Origin of the sequence: Klebsiella sp. 141203 (assembly GCF_032601985.1) — a bacterium.
Taxonomy (GTDB): Bacteria; Pseudomonadota; Gammaproteobacteria; order Enterobacterales; family Enterobacteriaceae; genus Klebsiella; species Klebsiella aerogenes.
The window spans coordinates 469,527-492,061 of record NZ_JAQIRL010000002.1; the positions used below are offsets into that span (position 1 = coordinate 469,527).

Sequence of the window (22,535 nt, forward strand, 5' to 3'; positions counted from 1 at the left end):
ACCGGTAGGGGAGTTACGAGTTGTACAATTGCTCGCCAACTCTCGCCAGTACAATTTAGAGAAATACGGAAATGCGTCAAGCAATTGACGAGGGTGGACGGTGAAAAATGCGTCAAAATTTGAAGCAGTTAACGCTATTGCTGGGGAATGTGACAGGCGTCGCGGATGGAAGCAATAGATGATAGTTATCTATGATCTATTGTAGATTTGTAACGTGCATAACCTCAGATCATCGACAGGCCGCGGCCTGTTGGCAACAGCAACCGATGACGAACATTGACGATGAGTAAGAGAGATTGGCTGGACTTCGATCAACTGGTAGAAGATGAAGTTCGTGATGCGCTTAAACCACCATCTATGTATAAAGTGATATTAGTCAATGATGACTACACTCCAATGGAGTTTGTTATTGACGTGTTACAAAAATTCTTTTCTTATGATGTAGAACGTGCAACGCAACTGATGCTCACGGTTCACTATGAAGGTAAGGCGATTTGCGGCGTTTTTACCGCCGAAGTTGCGGAAACCAAAGTCGCTATGGTGAACCAGTACGCCAAGGAGAACGAGCATCCATTGCTGTGTACGCTAGAGAAAGCCTGATTACAGGCATGAAAATTGGGGGAGGTGCCTATGCTCAATCAAGAACTGGAACTCAGTTTAAACATGGCTTTCGCCAGAGCGCGCGAGCACCGTCATGAATTTATGACCGTCGAGCACTTGTTGCTAGCTTTGCTCAGCAACCCCTCGGCACGCGAAGCGCTGGAAGCCTGTTCCGTGGACCTGGTCGCTTTGCGTCAGGAACTTGAAGCCTTCATCGAACAGACCACTCCCGTCCTTCCGGCTACGGAAGAAGAGCGAGACACCCAGCCGACGCTAAGTTTTCAGCGCGTGCTGCAGCGTGCGGTTTTTCACGTCCAATCCTCCGGTCGCAGCGAAGTCACCGGCGCCAACGTCCTGGTCGCGATTTTCAGCGAGCAGGAGTCGCAGGCCGCCTATCTGCTGCGTAAACATGAAGTCAGCCGCCTTGATGTGGTGAATTTCATCTCTCACGGCACGCGCAAAGACGAGCCCAGCCAGCCTTCGGAAAATAACGCGAGCCAGCCGGGTAACGAAGAGCAAGCAGGCGGGGAGGATCGTATGGAAAACTTCACCACCAATCTCAACCAGCTTGCGCGCGTGGGCGGCATCGATCCGCTGATCGGCCGTGATAAAGAGCTGGAGCGTGCTATTCAGGTATTGTGTCGCCGCCGTAAAAACAACCCGCTGCTGGTGGGTGAGTCCGGCGTCGGCAAGACCGCGATTGCGGAAGGGCTCGCCTGGCGTATCGTCCAGGGCGACGTACCGGAAGTGATGGCGGATTGCACCATTTACTCGCTGGATATCGGTTCGCTGCTGGCGGGCACCAAATATCGCGGCGATTTTGAAAAACGCTTTAAAGCGCTGCTGAAACAGCTTGAGCAGGATACCAATAGCATCCTGTTTATCGATGAGATCCATACTATCATCGGCGCAGGCGCGGCCTCCGGCGGTCAGGTTGATGCGGCTAACCTGATTAAACCGCTGCTTTCCGGCGGCAAGATCAGGGTGATTGGCTCCACGACCTACCAGGAGTTCAGCAACATTTTTGAAAAAGATCGCGCGCTGGCGCGTCGTTTCCAGAAAATCGACGTGACCGAGCCTTCTGTCGAAGAGACGGTGCAGATCATCAACGGCCTGAAACCGAAATACGAAGCGCACCACGATGTGCGTTATACCGCCAAAGCGGTTCGTGCGGCGGTCGAGCTGGCGGTGAAATACATCAACGATCGTCATCTGCCGGATAAGGCGATTGACGTGATCGACGAAGCGGGGGCGCGAGCGCGGCTGATGCCGGTCAGTAAGCGCAAGAAAACGGTCAATGTGGCGGATATCGAATCTGTGGTTGCGCGCATTGCGCGTATTCCGGAGAAGAGCGTCTCCCGCAGCGATCGCGATACGCTGAAAAACCTTGGCGACCGTCTGAAAATGTTGGTCTTCGGTCAGGATAAAGCGATTGAAGCGCTGACTGAAGCTATCAAGATGGCGCGTGCCGGGCTTGGACATGAGCATAAGCCGGTTGGGTCTTTCCTGTTTGCCGGGCCGACCGGGGTCGGGAAAACCGAAGTCACCGTGCAGCTGGCGAAAGCGCTGGGCATTGAGCTGCTGCGCTTTGATATGTCCGAGTATATGGAACGTCATACCGTTAGCCGCTTGATTGGCGCGCCTCCGGGATACGTTGGTTTCGATCAGGGCGGGCTGTTGACCGATGCGGTTATCAAACATCCGCACGCGGTGCTGCTGCTTGATGAGATCGAAAAAGCGCATCCGGATGTCTTCAATATCCTGCTGCAGGTAATGGATAACGGTACGCTGACCGATAACAACGGCCGTAAAGCGGACTTCCGCAACGTGGTGCTGGTGATGACCACCAACGCCGGGGTGCGTGAAACCGAGCGTAAATCGATTGGTCTTATCCAGCAGGATAACAGCACCGATGCGATGGAAGAGATCAAAAAGATCTTTACGCCGGAGTTCCGTAACCGTCTCGACAATATCATCTGGTTCGATCACCTCTCTACGACCGTGATCCATCAGGTGGTCGATAAGTTTATCGTCGAGCTGCAGGTACAGCTGGATCAGAAAGGCGTGTCGCTGGAAGTGAGCCAGGAAGCGCGTGACTGGCTGGCAGAGAAGGGATATGACCGGGCAATGGGCGCGCGTCCAATGGCGCGGGTGATTCAGGACAACCTGAAGAAACCGTTGGCGAATGAGCTGCTGTTTGGTTCGCTGGTGGACGGCGGCCAGGTCACCGTTGAGTTGGATAAAGCCAACAACGTGCTGACCTACGGCTTCCACAGCGCGCAAAAGCACAAACCGGAAGCGGCGCATTAAATAAATTCTGAATTGTTCAATGATAAAGACCGGGCTGGTGACAGCCCGGTCTTTTTTTATTAGCGTGGGACGGGACGGATAAAATCACAAGGATGAACCATGAAACCCGGCAAATTTTTGCTCTGCGCCTCGCTGGCGCTGTTCTCCATTGCCGCTCAGGCGCAATGTCCGGATATGACAGGAAGTTATCGGTTTAGCGGCGCTGAAAATCCCTTCTATCTGGTTAAGGCTGCCGGGGGGCCAACCTATAAGGCGTTTTTCCCCACCGGATCAGGTAAGTATGTGAGCACATACACCATTGATATCCCCGAGGAAAAACGGTTAGAGGAGCAAATCCCGCAATGTGCCTTGCTAATCAAAGGCGCTGGGATGTTGGTGAAAACGGAGAAGGGAAAGAAAATTACCACCACGAGTCAGTCGCAAAATTATATGACTGAGAAAACCATTACTACCGATTATGGTTTAATGGTTTATTCCGGCTTCGCTTCAGAGCTTATTGGTATCGACAAATTGAGCGCTCATGTGCCGAAAGAAGCGCTAAATAATACCCTGCCGATAGATAAAGAGATGACAGAGTAAATCAGCGCGGGAAGCGGAAATGAAAAGACCGGGCATGAGCCCGGCCTTCAGCATCTGACGCCTTAGCGGCGGAAACAATTAGCGACTACGGAAGACAATGCGGCCTTTGCTCAGGTCGTACGGGGTCAGCTCAACAGTCACTTTGTCGCCCGTCAGAATGCGGATGTAGTTTTTACGCATTTTACCGGAAATATGCGCAGTTACCACGTGACCGTTTTCCAGTTCTACGCGGAACATAGTGTTAGGCAACGTTTCAAGTACGGTGCCCTGCATTTCAATATTGTCTTCTTTGGCCATCTAGTCCTCTGGGGTATCACTACCGTAGTTTTGAACCGGCAAGATAATGCCGAAGTTCAGCAAGTATGTAAAGTTTTACGTATACCCAAAACAGTTCGCGTCGCAGGCTGGCGATAAATAATTGCGCGCAGCCAGCGCCTGTAGCTTAAAACATGACGGGTATAAATCGCCGAAGTAGTTTTGGCGCATTGCCCGGAATACACGCGGTGAAACCACATGACAGGCGCAAACGTAAAGGGCAGTGACAGAACGATGGGCGTTATCTGACTCTTATTATTCCCAAACGGCGGCGGGGCAACAGGCAGAAGCTACTCTACCGCGCAATTATACCACCACGCTAAGAAATGTGCTGAAAACATTTATCCATTACCGGTAAATAGCACCCTTGGTACCCAAAATCGCTCCGGTAAGCGGTAGGTGCGTAATACGGAAAGGTAATCGAGATAATCGCGGCGCGGGATTTCAATCGCCCCTAAAGAGGCGGTATGCGCGTTGAGAACCTGGCAGTCAATTAATCTGCCGCCATCCTGGGCAAAAGCCTGACAGAAGATCATCAGCGCGGTTTTGGAGGCATTTTCCGCCCGGCTAAACATCGATTCGCCGCAAAACAGCGCTCCCTGCGCCACGCCATACATGCCGCCGACAAGCGTGTCTTCATCCCATACCTCGATTGAATGAGCGTGACCAAGTTCATGTAACTGGTGATAGGCCTGCACGATGCTGGGGGTGATCCAGGTGCCTTCATCACGATGGCTGGCGCAGCCCTCGATAACCTGGCCGAAGGCGTGGTTGAGCGTCACCCGATAGGGAGAGCGCTGATGAAAACGTTTCATGCTGCGGCTAAAGTGGAATTGCTCCGGCCACAGCACGGCACGTGGGTCGGGCGACCACCATAAAATAGGGTCGCCGGGAGAAAACCATGGAAAAATACCGCGCTGATAGGCCATGAGCAGGCGAGCGGGGCTCAGATCGCCGCCCAGCGCCAGCAGGCCATTTGGTTCACGCAGGGCGCCTTCCGGGGAAGGGAAGGCGATAGAGTCACGAGAGAGCTGAACCAGACGCATTTTTGACCTCAATACGCACCAGCAATTGTTGACAATAATAGCTTACAGACGTTGCTTAAACTGGTAATAGCGGCCCTGTTTCGCCAGCAGCTCTGCGTGACTACCTTGCTCAATAATTTGTCCGTTGTCCATGACTATTATCTGATTAAACCGCGCCAGCCCACGCAGGCGGTGGGTGACCATCAGTACGGTTTTTTCGTGCATCACTTCGCTAAGTAAATCAAGGATCTGGCTTTCCGTTGTCGCATCCAGACCTTCGGTGGGCTCATCAAGCAGCATTAGCGGCGCATCGTGCAATAGCGCGCGGGCGATGGCCAGTCGACGTAGCTCGCCGCCGGAAAGCTGACGTCCGCCTTCACCAAGCCAGCTATTCAGACCGCTATCTTCCAGCAGTTTCTCCAGGCCGACGCGCTCCAGGATATTGGCAAGCTCGCCGTCGCTGGCCTGCGGCGCGGCAAGCAGCAGATTATCGCGCAGCGTCGCGCTGAAGAGATGTACCCGCTGCGGCACGACGCTCATCGCCTGGCGCAGGGTCGTTTCAGACAGTGCGCTAAGCGGCTGGCCATTTAGTTGAATCTGACCGTTGGCCGGATCCCAGGCGCGGGTCAATAGCTGTAGCAGAGTTGATTTACCGCAGCCGGTACGGCCAAGAATGGCGATATGCTCGCCTGCCGCGACCTGCAGCGAAATATCTTTCAGCGCCGGGGCCGATTGCTGCGGGTAGCTGAAGGTTACCTCATTCAGGGTAAGCGCTACCTGGGAGAAGCTTTGCGGTGTCTGCTGGCTGAACGTCACCTCGGGCTGCTGCTCGGTAATCTGCGTGATGCGGCGGGCGGACGCGATGACCTGGCCGAGATGCTGGAAGGCGCCGGTGACCGGCGCCAGCGCTTCAAATGCCGCCAAGGCGCAGAAAACGAAGAGAGCGATGAGCGCGCCCGGCTGGCTATTACCGCCAACGCCGTCAGATGCCATCCACAGCATGGCGATCACCGCGATGCCGCCAATCAACAGCATCAGCGCCTGCGACAGGGCGGTAAGCTCTGCCTGACGGCGCTGCGCTTCTTGCCAGCGCTGTTCCGTTTTTTCCATCTGTTCGCGGTAGCGATCGCTGGCATTAAAAAGCATCAACTCGGCCTGCCCCTGTAGCCAGGAGGTGAGTTGCTGGCGATATTGCCCGCGAAGCTGGGTGATATGCTCCCCGGTCGGCTTACCGGCACGGTAAAACAGCGGTGGCAGCAGGAGTAGCGTCGCCAGCATAATACCGCCAAGCGTGAGCGCCAGGGTGACATCGAGTACGCTTAAGCCGATGGTTACCACCAGAATGACCACCAGCGCGCCAACCAGCGGCGAAATCACGCGTAGATAGAGGTGATCCAGCGTGTCGACATCAGCCACGATGCGGTTGAGTAACTCGCCCTGGCGAAAACGCGCCAGCCCGGCGGGGGAGAGCGGCAGCAGTTTGCTAAACGTGGCGACGCGCAGGTGCTGCAATACCCGGAAAGTCGCGTCGTGGCTTACCAGACGCTCAAAATAGCGGCCTGCAGTACGAATAATCGCTGCGCCGCGAACGCCCGCGGCGGGCAGCATGTAGTTAAAACTGTAGATACCGGCGACGCCGACGACCGCCGAGGCGGAAAGGAACCAACCGGAAAGCGTTAACAGCCCGATACTTGCCAGCAGCGTAACGATAGCCAGCACCACGCCGAGGGTCAGCAGCCATTTGTGGCGTTTGTATAGCGCCAGATAGGGTAACAGTGCGCGCATTTAAATTTCCTCCTGGCGATGGGCTAACAGTGAGGCAAACGCGCCTCCAGCGGCAGAAAGCTGCGCATAGTCGCCTTGCTCGACAATCTGACCATCCTGCATTACCCAGATAGCATCCCACTCGGCGAGTCCTGCCAGTTGGTGGGTGACCATCAGGGTGGTCTGCTGGGTGGAGGCGTGAGACAGCGCCTGCATGACGCGCTGTTCGCTATGGGCGTCAAGGCTGGCCGCTGGTTCATCAAGCAGCAACAGACGGCACGGCACCAGCAGCGCGCGCGCTACGGCAATGCGCTGAGCCTGGCCGACAGAGAGGCCAGCAGCCTGATCGCCGACCGGGGTATTAATACCTTGTGGCAGTTGGGAGATAAACTCGCTGACCCAGGCCTTATCCAGAGCTAGCTGCAGTTGCGCTTCCGTGGCTTCTGGCCACGCCAGCAGCACGTTTTCACGCAGAGTGGCTGCGGGCAGCTGCGGGTTCTGACCGACCCAGCTAATTAGCCGACGCCAGCGTTCAGCATCGAGATCGCGCAACTCCACGCCGTTAACCTGTAGCGAACCTTCATAGGGAAGAAAGCCTGTCAGCGTATTCAGCAGCGAGCTTTTACCAGAGCCGCTCTGGCCAACCAGTACCACACGTTCTCCGGCGTTCAGGATAAAACTAAGCGGGCCTGCCAGCGTTTTGCCATCCGGTGATTTGACTATCAGATCGCGGGCTTCGAGGCGAATCAGTTCATGATCGCTTAGCGTTTTCTCGCCCCGTTCGGCCTGCGCCAGCGGAGTTTCCATAAAGGACTTCAGGCTATCCGCTGCGCCAATGGCCTGAGCCTTAGCATGGTAAAATGTGCCTAAATCACGCAGCGGCTGGAAAAACTCCGGCGCCAGTATCAGGGTTAAAAAACCTGACATCAGCGTGACGCCGACGCCGTAGTGGCCGAAGTCGAGCTCGCCGAGGTAGGAAAAACCGAAATAGACCGCCACCAGCGCGATAGAGAGCGAGGTAAAGAATTCCAGTACGCCGGAGGAGAGAAAAGCCAGACGCAGGACTTCCATCGTCCGCTGGCGGAAATCCTGCGACGCGTCGCGGATATTATTGATTTCCGCTTCGCCGCGGTTGAACAGGCGCAGTGTTTCCATGCCGCGTAGGCGGTCGAGGAAGTGGCCGCTAAGGCGACCGAGCGCAAGGAAATTGCGCCGGTTGGCATCGGCGGCGCCCATCCCGACCAGCGCCATAAAGAGCGGGATCAGCGGAGCGGTGCCGAGTAAAATTAGCGCGGCTGCCCAGTTGCTGGGGAAGATAGTGATAACAATCAGCAGCGGCACGCAGGCGGCCAGCGTCATCTGCGGCAGATAGCGCGCGTAGTAATCATGCATATCGTCGATTTGCTCGAGGATGAGCGTCGCCCAACTGCCGGCGGGTTTTCCCTGAATCCAGGCCGGGCCCGCCTGCTGAAGGCGGTCCAGCACCTGGCGGCGAATTTCATAACGGATATGCTGGCCGGCGTGGAAGCCGACGCGTTCGCGTAGCCATACCACCCAGGCGCGCAGGATCAGCACCAGCGCCAGCAAGGTAAATGGCAGCAGCAGCGCCGTCGCCGGGATATTTTCCATAATCATTCGGTGAAGGATACGCGCCAGGAACCACGCCTGAGCGACGATCAACAGACCGCTCACGACGCCCAGCAGGCGAGAAATCATCAACCAGCGACGGGAGATAATGCTTTTTTCTTTTAACCAGCGGGTTAACTCTTGTTGACGGGTTTTATTCATTGCGCGCTTAGCAGGTGTCGTTATGAGATTTTTGGGCACGGCAATGTTACAACGCGGCAAAAATAAAGGCGACTTTTCGTCGCCTTCTTTACCTTTGTTACTGACTTGTAAAGATTATTTGCAAGCGTCAGCTAAACCATCGAGGTAGCGTTCCGCGTCCAGCGCCGCCATGCAGCCGGTGCCGGCGGAGGTAATCGCCTGACGGTAGATATGGTCCATCACGTCGCCTGCCGCGAACACGCCGGGGATACTGGTTTGCGTGGCGTTACCGTGGATGCCGGACTGCACTTTGATATAACCGTTTTCCAGCGCTAACTGACCTTCAAAGATAGCGGTGTTCGGGCTGTGTCCAATGGCGACAAACAGACCGGCGACGTCCAGGGTTTCAACGTTGTCGCTATTTTTGGTATCGCGCAGACGCAGGCCGCTGACGCCCATCTGATCGCCGGTAACTTCTTCCAGGGTGCGATCGGTGTGCAGTACGATATTGCCGCTTTCCACTTTATCCATCAGGCGCTTGATCAGAATTTTTTCCGCACGGAAGGAGTCGCGACGGTGGATCAGATGCACTTCGGCCGCGATGTTGGACAGATACAGCGCTTCTTCAACCGCCGTGTTGCCGCCGCCGATGACCGCGACTTTCTGGTTACGATAGAAGAAACCGTCGCAGGTGGCGCAGGCAGAAACGCCGCGGCCTTTGAAAGCCTCTTCAGAAGGCAGACCCAGGTAACGGGCGGAAGCGCCGGTTGCGATAATCAGCGCGTCACAGGTGTACTCGCCGCTGTCGCCGACCAGGCGGAACGGACGGTTCTGCAGATCGACGCTGCTGATGTGATCGAAAATAATTTCAGTTTCGAACTTGGTGGCATGCTCGTGCATGCGTTCCATGAGCAGCGGACCGGTCAGATCGTTTGGGTCGCCTGGCCAGTTTTCCACTTCAGTGGTGGTGGTCAGCTGACCGCCTTTTTCCATGCCGGTGATCAGCACCGGCTGCAGGTTTGCGCGCGCAGCATAGACCGCCGCGGTATATCCTGCAGGTCCAGAACCTAGAATAAGCAGTTTACTGTGTTTGGCTGTGCCCATGAGATCCCCATATTTTATTGGCATACATTGGGCTGGATTGTAGGGAATTTGCGGGCGTAAAAAAAGAGCGTAGCGATTTTGTTAACGATATGTGCAATAGAACCCGCCGATGGATTGGCGATTTAACGAGCGGAAAATATAATTAATTCTACTGTTAGCGCCCTGATTATAAGATGAAAACATGAGATTCAGAGGGGGTTGATGATGAATATCTGGCATCTTGTACTAAAAATCGATGTTTTGCTTTGACAATCCCCTGTGCTTTTGCGAAAACATTCATGGAAGAAGAAAAGCAGTGTTTCGCGTGTGGCGAATGTTCATGCACGCAAATGCCATTTTTATCCGGGTCAGCGAAATCTACGCATGGTGTGGACAGACGCCATGCGTGATGTCGGTGACTGCCATCAGGCAACGGACTTCTCACGTACCCCTGGGTTACTCAACGTCGTACGGGTAATAACGGGATGGGCTCTGGCAGTGAAGGCGCAGAGTCAGAACAGGAGTAGGGAAGGAATACAGAGAGACAATAATAATGGTAGATAGCAAGAAACGCCCTGGCAAAGATCTCGACCGCATCGATCGTAACATTCTGAATGAACTGCAAAAAGACGGGCGTATTTCCAACGTCGAGCTTTCCAAACGGGTGGGACTTTCTCCGACGCCATGCCTTGAGCGCGTGCGTCGACTGGAAAGACAGGGTTTTATTCAGGGCTATACGGCGCTGCTCAACCCGCATTATCTGGATGCATCACTTCTGGTATTTGTTGAGATTACTCTGAATCGTGGTGCGCCGGATGTGTTTGAGCAATTTAACGCCGCAGTGCAAAAACTTGAAGAAATTCAAGAGTGTCATCTGGTATCCGGTGATTTTGACTATCTGTTGAAAACCCGCGTACCGGACATGTCAGCGTATCGTAAATTGCTGGGCGAAACCCTGCTGCGCCTGCCGGGCGTAAACGACACCCGTACCTACGTGGTTATGGAAGAAGTCAAGCAGAGTAATCGTCTGGTAATCAAGACGCGCTAACACGGAACAGGTGCAAAATCGACGTAGTTTGATTACACTCCTGTTAATCCATACAGCAACAGTGCCGGGGAGACCCGGCGCTGTTGTCCGTTTTAGCAGCAGGCAGGAAATTGCCTGATACCTGGAGAGCCTTTCTTGAGCCAGGAATACACCGAAGACAAAGAAGTCAAACTAACGAAGCTAAGCAGCGGGCGCCGCGTTCTTGAGGCGTTACTCATCCTTTGCTCTCTTTTTGCCATCTGGCTGATGGCGGCATTACTGAGCTTTAATCCATCCGATCCCAGTTGGTCACAGACCGCCTGGCATGAGCCTATCCATAATCTGGGCGGCATGCCCGGAGCGTGGCTGGCGGACACGCTATTTTTCATCTTTGGCGTAATGGCGTACACCATCCCCGTGATTATCATCGGCGGCTGCTGGTTTGCATGGCGTCATCAGGAAAATGACGAGTATGTCGACTACTTCGCCGTTTCGCTGCGCCTGATCGGCGCGCTGGCGCTCATTCTCACTTCCTGCGGTCTGGCGGCAATCAATGCCGACGATATCTGGTACTTTGCCTCCGGCGGCGTCATTGGCAGCCTGCTTAGCACCACCTTACAACCCTTGCTGCACAGCAGCGGCGGCACTATCGCCTTGCTTTGTATCTGGGCTGCAGGTTTAACGCTGTTTACCGGCTGGTCATGGGTCAGCATTGCCGAGAAACTCGGCGGCGCCATCCTTTCTATTTTGACCTTTGCCAGTAATCGTACCCGTCGGGACGATACCTGGGTTGATGAAGGCGAATATGAAGATGATGAATATGAAGATGATGAAGACGACGATAACGCGCAGCCGCGGGAATCGCGTCGCGCCCGCATCTTACGCAGCGCGTTAGCGCGTCGTAAGCGTCTGGCGGAAAAGTTCGCCAACCCGATGGGGCGTAAAACCGATGCCGCGCTGTTCTCCGGTAAACGTATGGATGATGCGGAAGCCGTACAATACAGCGCCAGCGGCGCGCCTGTCGCCGCTGATGATGTCCTGTTCTCAGGCGCCAGCGCCGCACGTCCTGGCGATTTAGACCCTTACGATCCGCTGCTGAATGGCCATACGGTGGCCGACCCAATCGGCGCCGCTTCCGCCGCTGCAGCTGTGCCGCAGGCATGGGCGGAGCAGGGGGCAGGGCAGGCATACCAACCGGAGGCTGCTCACCTGCAACCACCGGTGTATCAGCCTGAATACGCGCCGCAGCAGCCGCCGGTTTACCAGCCGGCAGCCGCGCATCCGCAACAGCCGGTGTATCAGCCTGAATACGCGCCGCAGCAGCCGCCGGTTTACCAGCCGGAAGCCGCGCATCCGCAACAGCCGGTGTACCAGCCTGAGTATGCGCCGCAGCAGCCGCCGGTTTACCAGCCGGAAGCCGCGCACCCGCAGCAGCCGGTGTATCAGCCTGAGTATGCGCCGCAGCAGCCGCCGGTTTATCAGCCGGAAGCCGCGCATCCACAGCAGCCGGCGTATCAGCCTCAGTATGCGCCGCAGCAGCCTGTGTATCAGCCTGAGTATGCGCCGCAGCAGCCGCCGGTTTACCAGCCGGAAGCCGCGCACCCACAGCAGCCGATATACCAGCCTGAACCGGCTGTTCAACAACCTGTTTATCATCAGGAACCGGCGCCAGCCGCTGAGCCTGAGACACCTCAGGAAGAAACTAAACGCCCGCCGATGTACTACTTCGAGGAAGTCGAAGAGAAGCGCGCGCGCGAACGCGAGTTGCTGGAGTCCTGGTATCAGCCAATCCCTGAACCAGCGAGCCCGGTGGCGACCAAACCGATAACCACTCCGACTGCTCCATCCATGCCATCAGTTGAGGCCGCCGCCGTGACAGCCGTCGCCGCTGGCGTTCATCAGGCCACGACTTCTGGAAGCGCAGCCGCGGCCGCCTCAGTGGCGTCAACCGTCGCTGACGCAGCGCCCGTTTTCAGCCCGGCATCCAGCGGCCCGCGGGTACAGGTAAAAGAGGGCATCGGTCCGAAATTGCCGCGTCCGAATCGCGTCCGCGTACCGACTCGTCGGGAACTGGCTTCCTATGGCATTAAGCTGCCGTCTCAGCGTATTGCTGAAGAGCGCGCGCGTCGGGCCGAGCTTGAACATCATTACGATAATGAACCGTTGAGCGACGAAGAAGCCGATGCGCTGGAACAGGACGAGCTGGCTCGTCAGTTTGCCGCAACCCAGCAACAGCGCTATGGCGAGTCCTATGAGTCAGAAAGCGATGAGCAGGACGAAGACGCTGCCGCTGAAGCGGAACTGGCGCGCCAGTTTGCCGCCACTCAGCAACAGCGCTATGCCAGCGAGCAGCCGCCGGGAGCTAATCCCTTCTCACCGGCGGACTATGAGTTCTCGCCGATGAAAACGCTGGTCAATGATGGTCCGAGCGAACCGCTGTTTACGCCGACGCCGGAAGTACAGCCCCAGCAACCGGCTCAGCATTATCAACAACCGGCAGCCGCGCCGCAGCAGGGTTATCAACCTGCGCAGCAGCCCGTACACCATCAGCCGGTAGCGCCGCAGCCGCAGGCTTATCAGACGGCTCAACAGCCAATGCAGCAGCAACAGCCGGTTGCGCCGCAGGGTTATCAGCCGCCCGCGCCGCAGCCGCAGGAGAGCCTTATTCATCCATTGCTGATGCGTAATGGCGACAGCCGTCCGCTACAAAGACCAACAACGCCGTTGCCGTCGCTAGATCTCCTGACGCCGCCGCCGAGCGAAGTTGAACCTGTCGATACCTTTGCGCTTGAGCAGATGGCGCGCCTGGTCGAAGCGCGCCTCGCCGATTTCCGCATTAAAGCGGATGTGGTGAACTACTCGCCGGGCCCGGTGATCACCCGTTTTGAGCTGAATCTTGCGCCGGGGGTGAAGGCCGCGCGTATCTCTAACCTGTCGCGCGACCTTGCGCGTTCGCTGTCGACCGTGGCGGTGCGCGTGGTAGAAGTCATTCCGGGTAAACCTTACGTTGGCCTGGAATTACCGAACAAAAAACGCCAGACCGTATACCTGCGCGAAGTGCTCGATTGTCCGAAATTCCGCGAGAACCCATCGCCGCTTACCGTGGTGCTGGGTAAAGATATCGCCGGCGATCCGGTGGTGGCCGATCTGGCGAAAATGCCGCATCTGCTGGTTGCCGGTACCACCGGTTCTGGTAAATCGGTTGGCGTGAACGCCATGATCCTCAGCATGCTCTACAAGGCGCAGCCGGAAGACGTGCGTTTCATCATGATCGACCCGAAAATGCTTGAGCTGTCGGTGTACGAAGGTATCCCGCATCTGCTGACGGAAGTGGTCACCGACATGAAAGACGCCGCTAATGCGCTGCGCTGGAGCGTCAATGAAATGGAGCGCCGTTATAAGCTGATGTCGGCGCTGGGCGTGCGTAATCTGGCGGGCTACAACGAGAAGATCGCTGAGGCCGCGCGCATGGGACGTCCGATCCCGGATCCGTACTGGAAACCGGGCGACAGCATGGATGCCGTACATCCGGTGCTGGAAAAACTGCCGTATATCGTGGTGCTGGTGGATGAATTCGCCGATCTGATGATGACCGTCGGTAAGAAGGTAGAAGAGCTGATTGCGCGTCTGGCGCAGAAAGCGCGCGCGGCGGGCATTCACCTGGTGCTGGCGACCCAGCGTCCGTCGGTTGACGTGATTACCGGTCTTATCAAGGCCAACATCCCGACGCGTATCGCCTTTACCGTATCAAGCAAGATTGACTCGCGCACCATCCTTGACCAGGGCGGCGCAGAATCGCTGCTGGGCATGGGTGATATGCTCTATTCCGGGCCAAACTCCACGATGCCGGTTCGTGTGCATGGCGCGTTTGTCCGTGACCAGGAAGTACACGCCGTGGTGCAGGACTGGAAAGCGCGCGGTCGTCCGCAGTATGTTGACGGCATTACCTCCGACAGCGAAAGCGAAGGCGGTAGTGGCGGCTTTGATGGCGGCGAAGAGCTGGATCCGCTGTTCGACCAGGCGGTCAACTTCGTGACCGAGAAACGCAAAGCCTCGATCTCCGGAGTACAGCGTCAGTTCCGCATCGGCTATAACCGCGCGGCGCGTATCATTGAGCAGATGGAAGCCCAGGGGATCGTCAGCGAGCAGGGCCATAATGGTAACCGTGAAGTCCTGGCGCCGCCGCCCTTCGAGTAAGTGCAAAGTTCGGTAAATAAGCGCAAAATCAGCCTGTTCTGCTATTCCGTTGCTATCAACGGCTCTACAGTAGAGACAGAACAGGCTCCCGCGTCGGGAGTGACGCACAATAAGGATCAACAATGAAGAAACTTGCCATCACCTGTGCATTATTGTCTGGCTTCGTGGTAAGCCAGGTTTGGGCAGACGCTGCCGGCGACTTAAAAAGCCGTCTGGATAAAGTCAGCAGCTTCCATGCCAGCTTCACTCAGAAAGTGACCGACGCAAGCGGTAATGCCGTGCAGGACGGGCAGGGCGATTTGTGGGTGAAACGCCCGAATCTGTTCAACTGGCATATGACCCAGCCGGATGAAAGCATTCTGGTGTCGGATGGGAAAACGCTGTGGTTCTACAACCCATTTGTCGAGCAGGCAACCGCGACCTGGCTGAAAAACGCGACCAGCAACACGCCGTTCATGCTGATCGCCCGCAACCAGTCAGCGGACTGGCAGCAATATAATATCAAGCAAAACGGCGATGATTTTGTGCTGACGCCAAAAAGCGGTAACGGCAATCTGAAGCAGTTCACAATCAATGTCGGTCGTGACGGTACTATCCATCAGTTCAGCGCCGTTGAGCAGGACGACCAGCGCAGCAGCTATCAGCTGAAGTCGCAGCAGAATGGCGCCGTCGATGCATCTAAGTTCACTTTTACGCCGCCGCAAGGGGTGACGGTGGACGATCAACGTAAGTAGAGGCGAATGTGAGCAACTTTTCGCTCGATTTTTCCGATAATGCATTTCAACCTCTGGCCGCCCGTATGCGGCCAGAAAATTTAGCGCAGTACATTGGCCAGCAGCACCTGCTGGCGCCGGGCAAACCGCTGCCGCGGGCGATTGAGGCCGGGCATCTGCACTCGATGATCCTGTGGGGGCCGCCGGGCACCGGTAAAACTACCCTTGCGGAAGTGATCGCCCGCTATGCTAATGCCGATGTTGAACGTATCTCGGCTGTCACCTCTGGCGTCAAAGAGATCCGCGAAGCTATCGAGCGCGCGCGGCAAAACCGCAACGCCGGCCGACGCACTATCCTGTTTGTTGATGAAGTGCATCGTTTCAATAAAAGTCAGCAGGACGCCTTTCTGCCGCACATCGAAGACGGCACTATTACTTTTATTGGCGCGACGACCGAAAATCCGTCATTTGAACTTAATTCCGCTTTGCTCTCCCGCGCTCGCGTCTATTTGCTCAAATCACTGACCACGGACGATATCGAGCAGGTGCTCAACCAGGCGATGAGCGACAAAGCGCGAGGTTACGGCGGGCAGGATATTGTCCTGCCGGATGAAACCCGCAAGGCGATTGCCGAACTGGTTAACGGCGACGCGCGCCGGGCGTTGAATACGCTGGAAATGATGGCCGATATGGCTGAAAACGATGATTCGGGCAAGCGAGTGCTGAAGGCAGAGTTGCTTACCGAAATTGCCGGCGAGCGTAGCGCGCGTTTTGATAATAAAGGCGACCGTTTTTACGATCTTATCTCCGCGCTACATAAGTCCGTGCGCGGAAGCGCGCCGGATGCGGCGCTGTACTGGTACGCACGGATCATTACCGCGGGCGGCGACCCGCTGTATGTTGCGCGCCGTTGTCTGGCTATCGCGTCTGAGGATGTCGGTAACGCCGATCCTCGCGCCATGCAGGTGGCCATTTCCGCGTGGGATTGTTTTACCCGCGTCGGGCCGGCGGAAGGCGAACGGGCTATCGCTCAGGCGATTGTTTATCTGGCCTGCGCGCCGAAGAGTAATGCTGTGTACACCGCCTTTAAGGCCGCGCTGGCCGACGCCCGCGATCGCCCTGATTACGACGTGCCGGTTCATTTACGCAATGCGCCGACCAAACTCATGAAAGAGATGGGCTATGGTCAGGAATACCGCTACGCGCACGATGAGCCTAACGCCTACGCCGCCGGCGAGCAGTATTTCCCGCAGGAAATGGCGCAAACGCGCTATTATCAGCCAACAAACAGGGGGCTCGAGGGCAAAATCGCTGAAAAGCTCGCCTGGCTTGCCGAACTGGATCAAAATAGCCAGATAAAACGCTACCGCTAATTGTGGCGTTGCGGTAAGGTTATTACCTATATTTCCGTGGCCGTAGTTTGCGGCCACTTTTCCTATTTAAATTCGATAAGCACAGGATAAGCATGCTCGATCCCAATCTGCTGCGTACCGAGCCAGACGCAGTCGCAGAAAAACTGGCACGCCGGGGCTTTAAGCTGGATGTAGATAAACTGCGCGCTCTTGAAGAGCGTCGTAAAGTTCTGCAGGTTCAAACCGAAAACCTGCAGGCGGAGCGTAACTCCCGATCGAAATCCATTGGCCAGGCGAAAGCGCGCGGGGAAGATATCGAGCCATTACGCCTGGAAGTGAACAAACTTGGCGAACAGCTGGATGCCGCAAAGTCCGAGCTGGAAACGCTGCTGGCGGAAATTCGCGATATCGCGCTGGCGATCCCGAATATTCCTCATGATGACGTGCCGGTTGGCCGCGACGAAAACGACAACGTTGAAGTCAGCCGCTGGGGTACGCCGCGCCAGTTCGATTTCGAGGTGCGCGACCACGTTACGCTGGGCGAAATGCATGGCGGGCTGGACTTCGCCGCCGCCGTTAAGCTGACCGGTTCCCGTTTCGTGGTGATGAAAGGCCAACTGGCCCGCCTGCACCGCGCACTGGCGCAGTTCATGCTGGATCTGCACACCGAACAGCACGGCTATAGCGAGAACTATGTTCCGTATCTGGTGAACCAGGACACGCTGTATGGTACTGGCCAGTTGCCGAAATTCGCCGGCGACCTGTTCCATACTCGTCCGCTGGAAGAAGAAGCCGATAGCAGCAACTACGCGTTGATTCCGACCGCCGAAGTGCCGCTGACTAACCTGGTCCGCGACGAAATCATCGACGAAGACGATCTGCCGATCAAAATGACCGCCCATACGCCGTGCTTCCGTTCTGAAGCGGGTTCCTATGGTCGTGATACTCGCGGTCTGATCCGTATGCACCAGTTCGACAAAGTTGAAATGGTGCAGATCGTACGTCCGGAAGACTCCATGGCGGCGCTGGAAGAGATGACCGGCCACGCTGAGAAGGTTCTGCAACTGCTGGGTCTGCCGTACCGTAAGGTAGCGCTGTGCACCGGCGATATGGGCTTCAGCGCCTGTAAAACCTATGACCTCGAAGTGTGGGTTCCGGCGCAGGATACCTATCGCGAAATTTCTTCCTGCTCCAACGTCTGGGATTTCCAGGCGCGTCGTATGCAGGCGCGTTGCCGCAGCAAGTCCGACAAAAAGACTCGTCTCGTTCATACTCTGAATGGTTCTGGTCTGGCGGTTGGCCGTACGCTGGTTGCGGTGATGGAAAACTATCAGCAGGCCGATGGCCGTATCGAGATCCCGGAAGTCCTGCGCCCGTATATGCGCGGCCTCGAATATATCGGTTAATCTTTTCTACTCTTTCCTTAAAAGCGCCTGCGGGCGCTTTTTTTATATCCTTATTGATACCGGGCAATAATCCATTCAGTGAATCCGGTGATACTCCCTTTGGATTAATACAGCATAAAAAGCCAATAAAATCCGATATATATGAAAATATATAACGATTGTCAGCTTATTGTGAGCAACCAAAGCGAGTATCTATGAAAATCAAAGCCCCCGATGCTTTACTGGCTGCCGAAGTTAGCCGACGTGGTTTAATGAAAACCACGGCGATAGGCGGCCTGGCGGTGGCCAGCAACGCATTGACCTTGCCCTTTACGCGTATTGCGCACGCCGCTGATACGTTGGCCCCGGAAAATGAGAAGGTCGTCTGGAGCGCCTGCACCGTAAACTGCGGAAGTCGTTGTCCGCTGCGTATGCACGTGGTTGACGGCGCGATTAAGTACGTAGAAACCGATAATACCGGTGACGATAACTACGACGGCCTGCATCAGGTCCGCGCCTGTCTGCGCGGCCGCTCTATGCGCCGCCGCGTCTATAACCCTGACCGGCTGAAATATCCGATGAAGCGCGTTGGCAAACGCGGTGAAGGAAAATTCGAACAAATTAGCTGGGAAGAGGCGTTCGATACTATCGCCAGCAATATGCAGCGCCTGATTAAAGATTATGGCAACGAATCTATCTATCTGAACTACGGAACCGGGACGCTCGGCGGGACTCTGACTCGTTCCTGGCCGCCGGGTAAAACCCTGATTGCTCGTCTGATGAACTGCTGCGGCGGCTATCTCAATCATTATGGCGACTATTCATCGGCGCAGATTGCGGCGGGGTTGAATTACACCTATGGCGGTTGGGCAGACGGTAACAGTCCGTCAGATATCGAAAACAGTCAGTTGGTGGTGCTGTTCGGCAATAACCCTGGCGAAACGCGAATGAGCGGCGGCGGGGTCACTTACTACCTTGAGCAGGCGCGGCAGAAATCCAACGCCCGCATGATCATTATCGATCCGCGCTATACCGACACCGGCGCCGGGCGTGAAGATGAATGGATCCCGATTCGTCCGGGAACCGACGCGGCGCTCATTTCAGCGCTGGCATGGGTGATGATTACTGAAAATCTGGTCGATCAACCCTTCCTCGATAAATACTGCGTCGGCTACGACGAGAAAACCTTACCTGCCGATGCGCCGGCTAATGGGCATTATAAAGCTTACATTCTTGGTCAGGGCTCCGACGGTATCGCTAAAACGCCGGAGTGGGCATCCACCATTACCGGGATCCCGCGTGAGCGCATTGTGAAGCTGGCCCGTGAGATTGCGACGGCGAAACCGGCGTATATCAGCCAGGGCTGGGGACCTCAGCGTCACGCCAACGGCGAAATCGCCACCCGCGCCATCTCTATGCTCGCCATTCTGACCGGCAACGTTGGCATCAATGGCGGTAATAGCGGCGCGCGTGAAGGTTCATATAGCCTGCCTTTCGAACGCATGCCGACGCTGGAAAACCCGGTAGAGACCAGCATCTCCATGTTTATGTGGACCGACGCGATTGAACGCGGTCCGGAAATGACCGCGCTGCGTGATGGCGTACGCGGCAAAGATAAGCTCGACGTGCCGATCAAAATGATCTGGAACTACGCTGGTAACTGCCTTATCAACCAACACTCTGAGATCAACCGCACCCACGAAATTCTGCAGGACGACAAGAAGTGCGAAATGATCGTGGTCATCGACTGCCACATGACGTCGTCTGCGAAATACGCCGATATTCTGCTACCGGACTGTACCGCCTCGGAGCAGATGGACTTCGCGCTGGATGCCTCCTGCGGCAATATGTCTTACGTCATCTTTGCCGACCAGGCTATTAAACCGCGTTTCGAATGCAAAACTATCTATGAGATGACCACCGAGTTGGCGAAACGTATGGGGGTGGCGGAGAAGTTTACTGAAGGGCGCACTCAGGAAGGCTGGATGCGCTATTTGTATGAGCAGTCGCGTAAAGCGATTCCCGAACTGCCGGATTTTGATACTTTCCGCCAGCAGGGCATCTTCAAGCAGCGTGACCCACAAGGCCATCATGTGGCGTATAAAGCCTTCCGTGACGATCCGCAGGCCAATCCGCTGACCACGCCATCGGGCAAAATCGAAATCTACTCCCAGGAGCTTGCCAAAATCGCCGCGACCTGGGAACTGCCTGAAGGCGATGTGATCGATCCGCTGCCGATCTACACCCCTGGTTTTGAGAACTACAACGATCCGTTGACCGCTAAATATCCGCTACAGCTGACGGGGTTCCACTATAAATCTCGCGTCCACTCAACGTATGGCAACGTTGATGTCCTGCAGGCCGCCTGCCGTCAGGAGATGTGGATTAACCCGATCGATGCGCAGAGGCGCGGCATCGCCAACGGCGATCGCATACGCATTTTCAACGACCGCGGTGAAGTGCATATCGAAGCGAAAGTGACGCCGCGAATGATGCCTGGCGTCGTCGCGCTGGGCGAGGGCGCCTGGTATAACCCGGATGCCTCACGCGTGGATCAGGCCGGCAGCATTAACGTGCTGACCACCCAACGACCGTCGCCGTTGGCGAAAGGCAACCCATCGCATACCAACCTCGTCCAGGTTGAAAAGCTGTAAGGAGTAACCGATGACAACTCAGTATGGATTTTTTATCGATTCCGCCCGTTGCACCGGTTGCAAAACCTGCGAGCTGGCCTGTAAAGACTACAAGAACCTGACGCCGGACGTCAGCTTCCGTCGTATCTACGAGTATGCCGGCGGCGACTGGCAGGAGGACAATGGCGTCTGGAATCAGAACGTTTTTGCCTACTACCTCTCTATCGCCTGTAACCACTGCGAAGACCCGGCGTGCACCAAGGTCTGCCCGAGCGGGGCAATGCACAAGCGCGAAGATGGTTTTGTGGTGGTTAATGAAGAGGTGTGCATTGGCTGTCGCTACTGCCATATGGCCTGCCCGTACGGCGCGCCGCAGTACAACGCCGCTAAAGGGCATATGACCAAATGCGATGGCTGTCACGAGCGTGTGGCACAAGGCAAAAAGCCGATTTGCGTCGAGTCCTGCCCGCTGCGGGCGCTGGACTTCGGGCCGATTGCCGAACTGCGTGAAAAGCACGGCCAACTGGCCGCCGTGGCGCCGCTGCCGTCAGCGCACTTCACCAGGCCGAGCATTGTGATAAAACCAAACGCCAACAGCCGTCCGTGCGGCGATACCACTGGCTATCTGGCCAATCCGAAGGAGGTCTAAAATGGGAAATGGATGGCATGAATGGCCGCTGATGATTTTCACGGTCTTCGGGCAGTGCGTCGCCGGGGGCTTTATCGTTCTCGCGCTGGCGTTGATGAAGGGCGAACTTTCGCGCGAGCGGCAGCAGCGGGTGGTAATGAGCATGTTCGGGCTGTGGGTGCTAATGGGGATCGGTTTTATTGCCTCCACCATGCACCTTGGTTCTCCAATGCGCGCGTTTAATTCGCTGAACCGCGTTGGCGCATCATCGTTAAGCAATGAAATCGCCAGCGGCGCGCTTTTCTTTGCCGTCGGCGGGATTGGCTGGCTGCTGGCGGTGGTAAACAAACTGCCGTCTGTGCTGCGCAATCTGTGGCTGGTCGTCACCATGATCCTCGGCGTCATCTTTGTCTGGATGATGATCCGCGTGTATAACACCATCGATACCGTACCCACCTGGTATACCATCTGGACGCCGCTCAACTTCTTCCTGACCGTGTTTATCGGCGGGCCGCTGTTGGGCTACCTGCTGCTGCGTGTCGCGGGTGTGGACGGTTGGGCAATGCGTTTATTGCCGGTGATTATGCTGGTGGCGTTGGTGATTAGCGTGACCGTCGCGTTGATTCAGGGCAGCGAGTTGGCGACGATCCATAGTTCGATTCAGCAGGCTTCGGCGCTGGTGCCGAATTACGGTTCCTTAATGGCATGGCGGACGGTCGCGTTAGTGCTGGCGTTGGTCTGCTGGATTGTACCGCAGCTTAAAGGTTATCAACCCGCATTGCCGCTGCTGGGGCTGGCATTTGTGCTGGTGCTGGTCGGCGAGATGGTTGGCCGCGGCGTATTCTATGGTCTACATATGACCGTCGGTATGGCTATCGCCAGTTAATAACGTGAAATCACGCCGGAAGCCTATTCCGGCGTGATGAAAAAATGCGGCTGATTGATGAAATTTTTCTACTGATATTTCCTTCCTGGTTTTCCAATAAATTAATAAAAACAATGGAATAATATAATGAATAATTCCATTGCCGCTGCGCTGGATAAAAAACTTCTATCGTTGCTCTGAAAACCGCGTCAGGCCTGAATTCTGGCGGATTGACAATGTTTACAGCAGTGGCATGATGCGCACGAAATCTGAACTTCCTCACGGTTAACAC

The 22,535-nt window shown here is 55.9% G+C and carries 16 protein-coding genes; 11 read left to right on the top strand and 5 right to left on the bottom strand.

From position 1 onward, the window contains the following. The first annotated feature begins 282 nt into the window (after positions 1-282). The 3 genes from clpS (at position 283) to PGR29_RS09955 (ending at position 3,489) form a co-directional block, all read left to right on the top strand. Positions 283-600, top strand: a complete 318-nt coding sequence (gene clpS, locus PGR29_RS09945; RefSeq protein ID WP_015367494.1) for an ATP-dependent Clp protease adapter ClpS — start codon at positions 283-285, stop codon at positions 598-600. 30 nt (positions 601-630) lie between these two features. Then, positions 631-2,910 carry an ATP-dependent Clp protease ATP-binding subunit ClpA gene (gene clpA / locus PGR29_RS09950; protein WP_015367493.1) on the top strand — a complete coding sequence of 760 codons (2,280 nt, stop codon included), beginning with the start codon at positions 631-633 and terminating at the stop codon, positions 2,908-2,910. A gap of 99 nt (positions 2,911-3,009) precedes the next feature. Further along, positions 3,010-3,489 (top strand): hypothetical protein, encoded by a 480-nt coding sequence (locus tag PGR29_RS09955; protein WP_087859966.1) that lies wholly within the window; start codon positions 3,010-3,012, stop codon positions 3,487-3,489. 78 nt (positions 3,490-3,567) lie between these two features. Here PGR29_RS09955 and infA read toward each other — a convergent pair whose 3' ends face one another. The 5 genes from infA to trxB form a co-directional block, all read right to left on the bottom strand. Then, on the bottom strand, positions 3,568-3,786 hold the full coding sequence (gene infA / locus PGR29_RS09960) for a translation initiation factor IF-1 (protein ID WP_001040187.1): 219 nt from the start codon (positions 3,784-3,786) through the stop codon (positions 3,568-3,570). Positions 3,787-4,145: 359 nt separating this feature from the next. Then, positions 4,146-4,850 (bottom strand): leucyl/phenylalanyl-tRNA--protein transferase, encoded by a 705-nt coding sequence (gene aat, locus PGR29_RS09965; RefSeq protein WP_271032258.1) that lies wholly within the window; start codon positions 4,848-4,850, stop codon positions 4,146-4,148. Positions 4,851-4,892: 42 nt separating this feature from the next. Further along, a complete protein-coding gene (gene cydC, locus PGR29_RS09970) occupies positions 4,893-6,614 on the bottom strand; it encodes a heme ABC transporter ATP-binding protein/permease CydC (RefSeq protein WP_087859964.1) in 1,722 nt (573 codons plus the stop codon). Beyond that, positions 6,615-8,381, bottom strand: a complete 1,767-nt coding sequence (cydD, locus tag PGR29_RS09975) for a heme ABC transporter permease/ATP-binding protein CydD (RefSeq protein WP_087859963.1) — start codon at positions 8,379-8,381, stop codon at positions 6,615-6,617. A 114-nt stretch (positions 8,382-8,495) separates the two neighbouring features. After that, entirely contained in the window at positions 8,496-9,464 is a 969-nt protein-coding gene (gene trxB, locus PGR29_RS09980; protein ID WP_045374041.1) for a thioredoxin-disulfide reductase, read from the bottom strand. Between the two features lie 532 nt (positions 9,465-9,996). On the opposite strand from trxB, the gene lrp reads away from it, so the two are divergent. The 8 genes from lrp (at position 9,997) to PGR29_RS10020 (ending at position 22,264) form a co-directional block, all read left to right on the top strand. Continuing rightward, positions 9,997-10,491, top strand: coding sequence for a leucine-responsive transcriptional regulator Lrp (gene lrp, locus PGR29_RS09985; protein ID WP_000228469.1), 495 nt, complete (start codon positions 9,997-9,999; stop codon positions 10,489-10,491). A gap of 135 nt (positions 10,492-10,626) precedes the next feature. After that, positions 10,627-14,667: a DNA translocase FtsK gene (ftsK, locus tag PGR29_RS09990; RefSeq protein ID WP_316424467.1), complete on the top strand. Its 4,041-nt coding sequence runs from the start codon at positions 10,627-10,629 to the stop codon at positions 14,665-14,667. 122 nt (positions 14,668-14,789) lie between these two features. Continuing rightward, entirely contained in the window at positions 14,790-15,401 is a 612-nt protein-coding gene (gene lolA, locus PGR29_RS09995; protein ID WP_015367486.1) for an outer membrane lipoprotein chaperone LolA, read from the top strand. Positions 15,402-15,409: 8 nt separating this feature from the next. Then, positions 15,410-16,753 (top strand): replication-associated recombination protein RarA, encoded by a 1,344-nt coding sequence (gene rarA, locus PGR29_RS10000; protein WP_113374875.1) that lies wholly within the window; start codon positions 15,410-15,412, stop codon positions 16,751-16,753. 92 nt (positions 16,754-16,845) lie between these two features. Continuing rightward, positions 16,846-18,138 carry a serine--tRNA ligase gene (serS, locus tag PGR29_RS10005; protein WP_015704878.1) on the top strand — a complete coding sequence of 431 codons (1,293 nt, stop codon included), beginning with the start codon at positions 16,846-16,848 and terminating at the stop codon, positions 18,136-18,138. A 194-nt stretch (positions 18,139-18,332) separates the two neighbouring features. Further along, positions 18,333-20,771, top strand: coding sequence for a dimethylsulfoxide reductase subunit A (gene dmsA, locus PGR29_RS10010; RefSeq protein ID WP_316424468.1), 2,439 nt, complete (start codon positions 18,333-18,335; stop codon positions 20,769-20,771). 10 nt (positions 20,772-20,781) lie between these two features. Beyond that, positions 20,782-21,399, top strand: a complete 618-nt coding sequence (locus PGR29_RS10015; protein ID WP_015367482.1) for a DMSO/selenate family reductase complex B subunit — start codon at positions 20,782-20,784, stop codon at positions 21,397-21,399. A gap of 1 nt (position 21,400) precedes the next feature. After that, on the top strand, positions 21,401-22,264 hold the full coding sequence (locus PGR29_RS10020) for a dimethyl sulfoxide reductase anchor subunit family protein (protein ID WP_316424469.1): 864 nt from the start codon (positions 21,401-21,403) through the stop codon (positions 22,262-22,264). Positions 22,265-22,535: the final 271 nt, after the last annotated feature.

What these genes read in the sequence shown, in the direction of transcription:
- clpS (WP_015367494.1), top strand. Translation starts at nt 283, where the DNA reads ATGAGTAAGAGAGATTGGCTGGACTTCGATCAACTGGTAGAAGATGAA.
- clpA (WP_015367493.1), top strand. Translation starts at nt 631, where the DNA reads ATGCTCAATCAAGAACTGGAACTCAGTTTAAACATGGCTTTCGCCAGA.
- PGR29_RS09955 (WP_087859966.1), top strand. Translation starts at nt 3,010, where the DNA reads ATGAAACCCGGCAAATTTTTGCTCTGCGCCTCGCTGGCGCTGTTCTCC.
- infA (WP_001040187.1), bottom strand. Translation starts at nt 3,786, where the DNA reads ATGGCCAAAGAAGACAATATTGAAATGCAGGGCACCGTACTTGAAACG.
- aat (WP_271032258.1), bottom strand. Translation starts at nt 4,850, where the DNA reads ATGCGTCTGGTTCAGCTCTCTCGTGACTCTATCGCCTTCCCTTCCCCG.
- cydC (WP_087859964.1), bottom strand. Translation starts at nt 6,614, where the DNA reads ATGCGCGCACTGTTACCCTATCTGGCGCTATACAAACGCCACAAATGG.
- cydD (WP_087859963.1), bottom strand. Translation starts at nt 8,381, where the DNA reads ATGAATAAAACCCGTCAACAAGAGTTAACCCGCTGGTTAAAAGAAAAA.
- trxB (WP_045374041.1), bottom strand. Translation starts at nt 9,464, where the DNA reads ATGGGCACAGCCAAACACAGTAAACTGCTTATTCTAGGTTCTGGACCT.
- lrp (WP_000228469.1), top strand. Translation starts at nt 9,997, where the DNA reads ATGGTAGATAGCAAGAAACGCCCTGGCAAAGATCTCGACCGCATCGAT.
- lolA (WP_015367486.1), top strand. Translation starts at nt 14,790, where the DNA reads ATGAAGAAACTTGCCATCACCTGTGCATTATTGTCTGGCTTCGTGGTA.
- serS (WP_015704878.1), top strand. Translation starts at nt 16,846, where the DNA reads ATGCTCGATCCCAATCTGCTGCGTACCGAGCCAGACGCAGTCGCAGAA.
- dmsA (WP_316424468.1), top strand. Translation starts at nt 18,333, where the DNA reads ATGAAAATCAAAGCCCCCGATGCTTTACTGGCTGCCGAAGTTAGCCGA.
- PGR29_RS10015 (WP_015367482.1), top strand. Translation starts at nt 20,782, where the DNA reads ATGACAACTCAGTATGGATTTTTTATCGATTCCGCCCGTTGCACCGGT.
- PGR29_RS10020 (WP_316424469.1), top strand. Translation starts at nt 21,401, where the DNA reads ATGGGAAATGGATGGCATGAATGGCCGCTGATGATTTTCACGGTCTTC.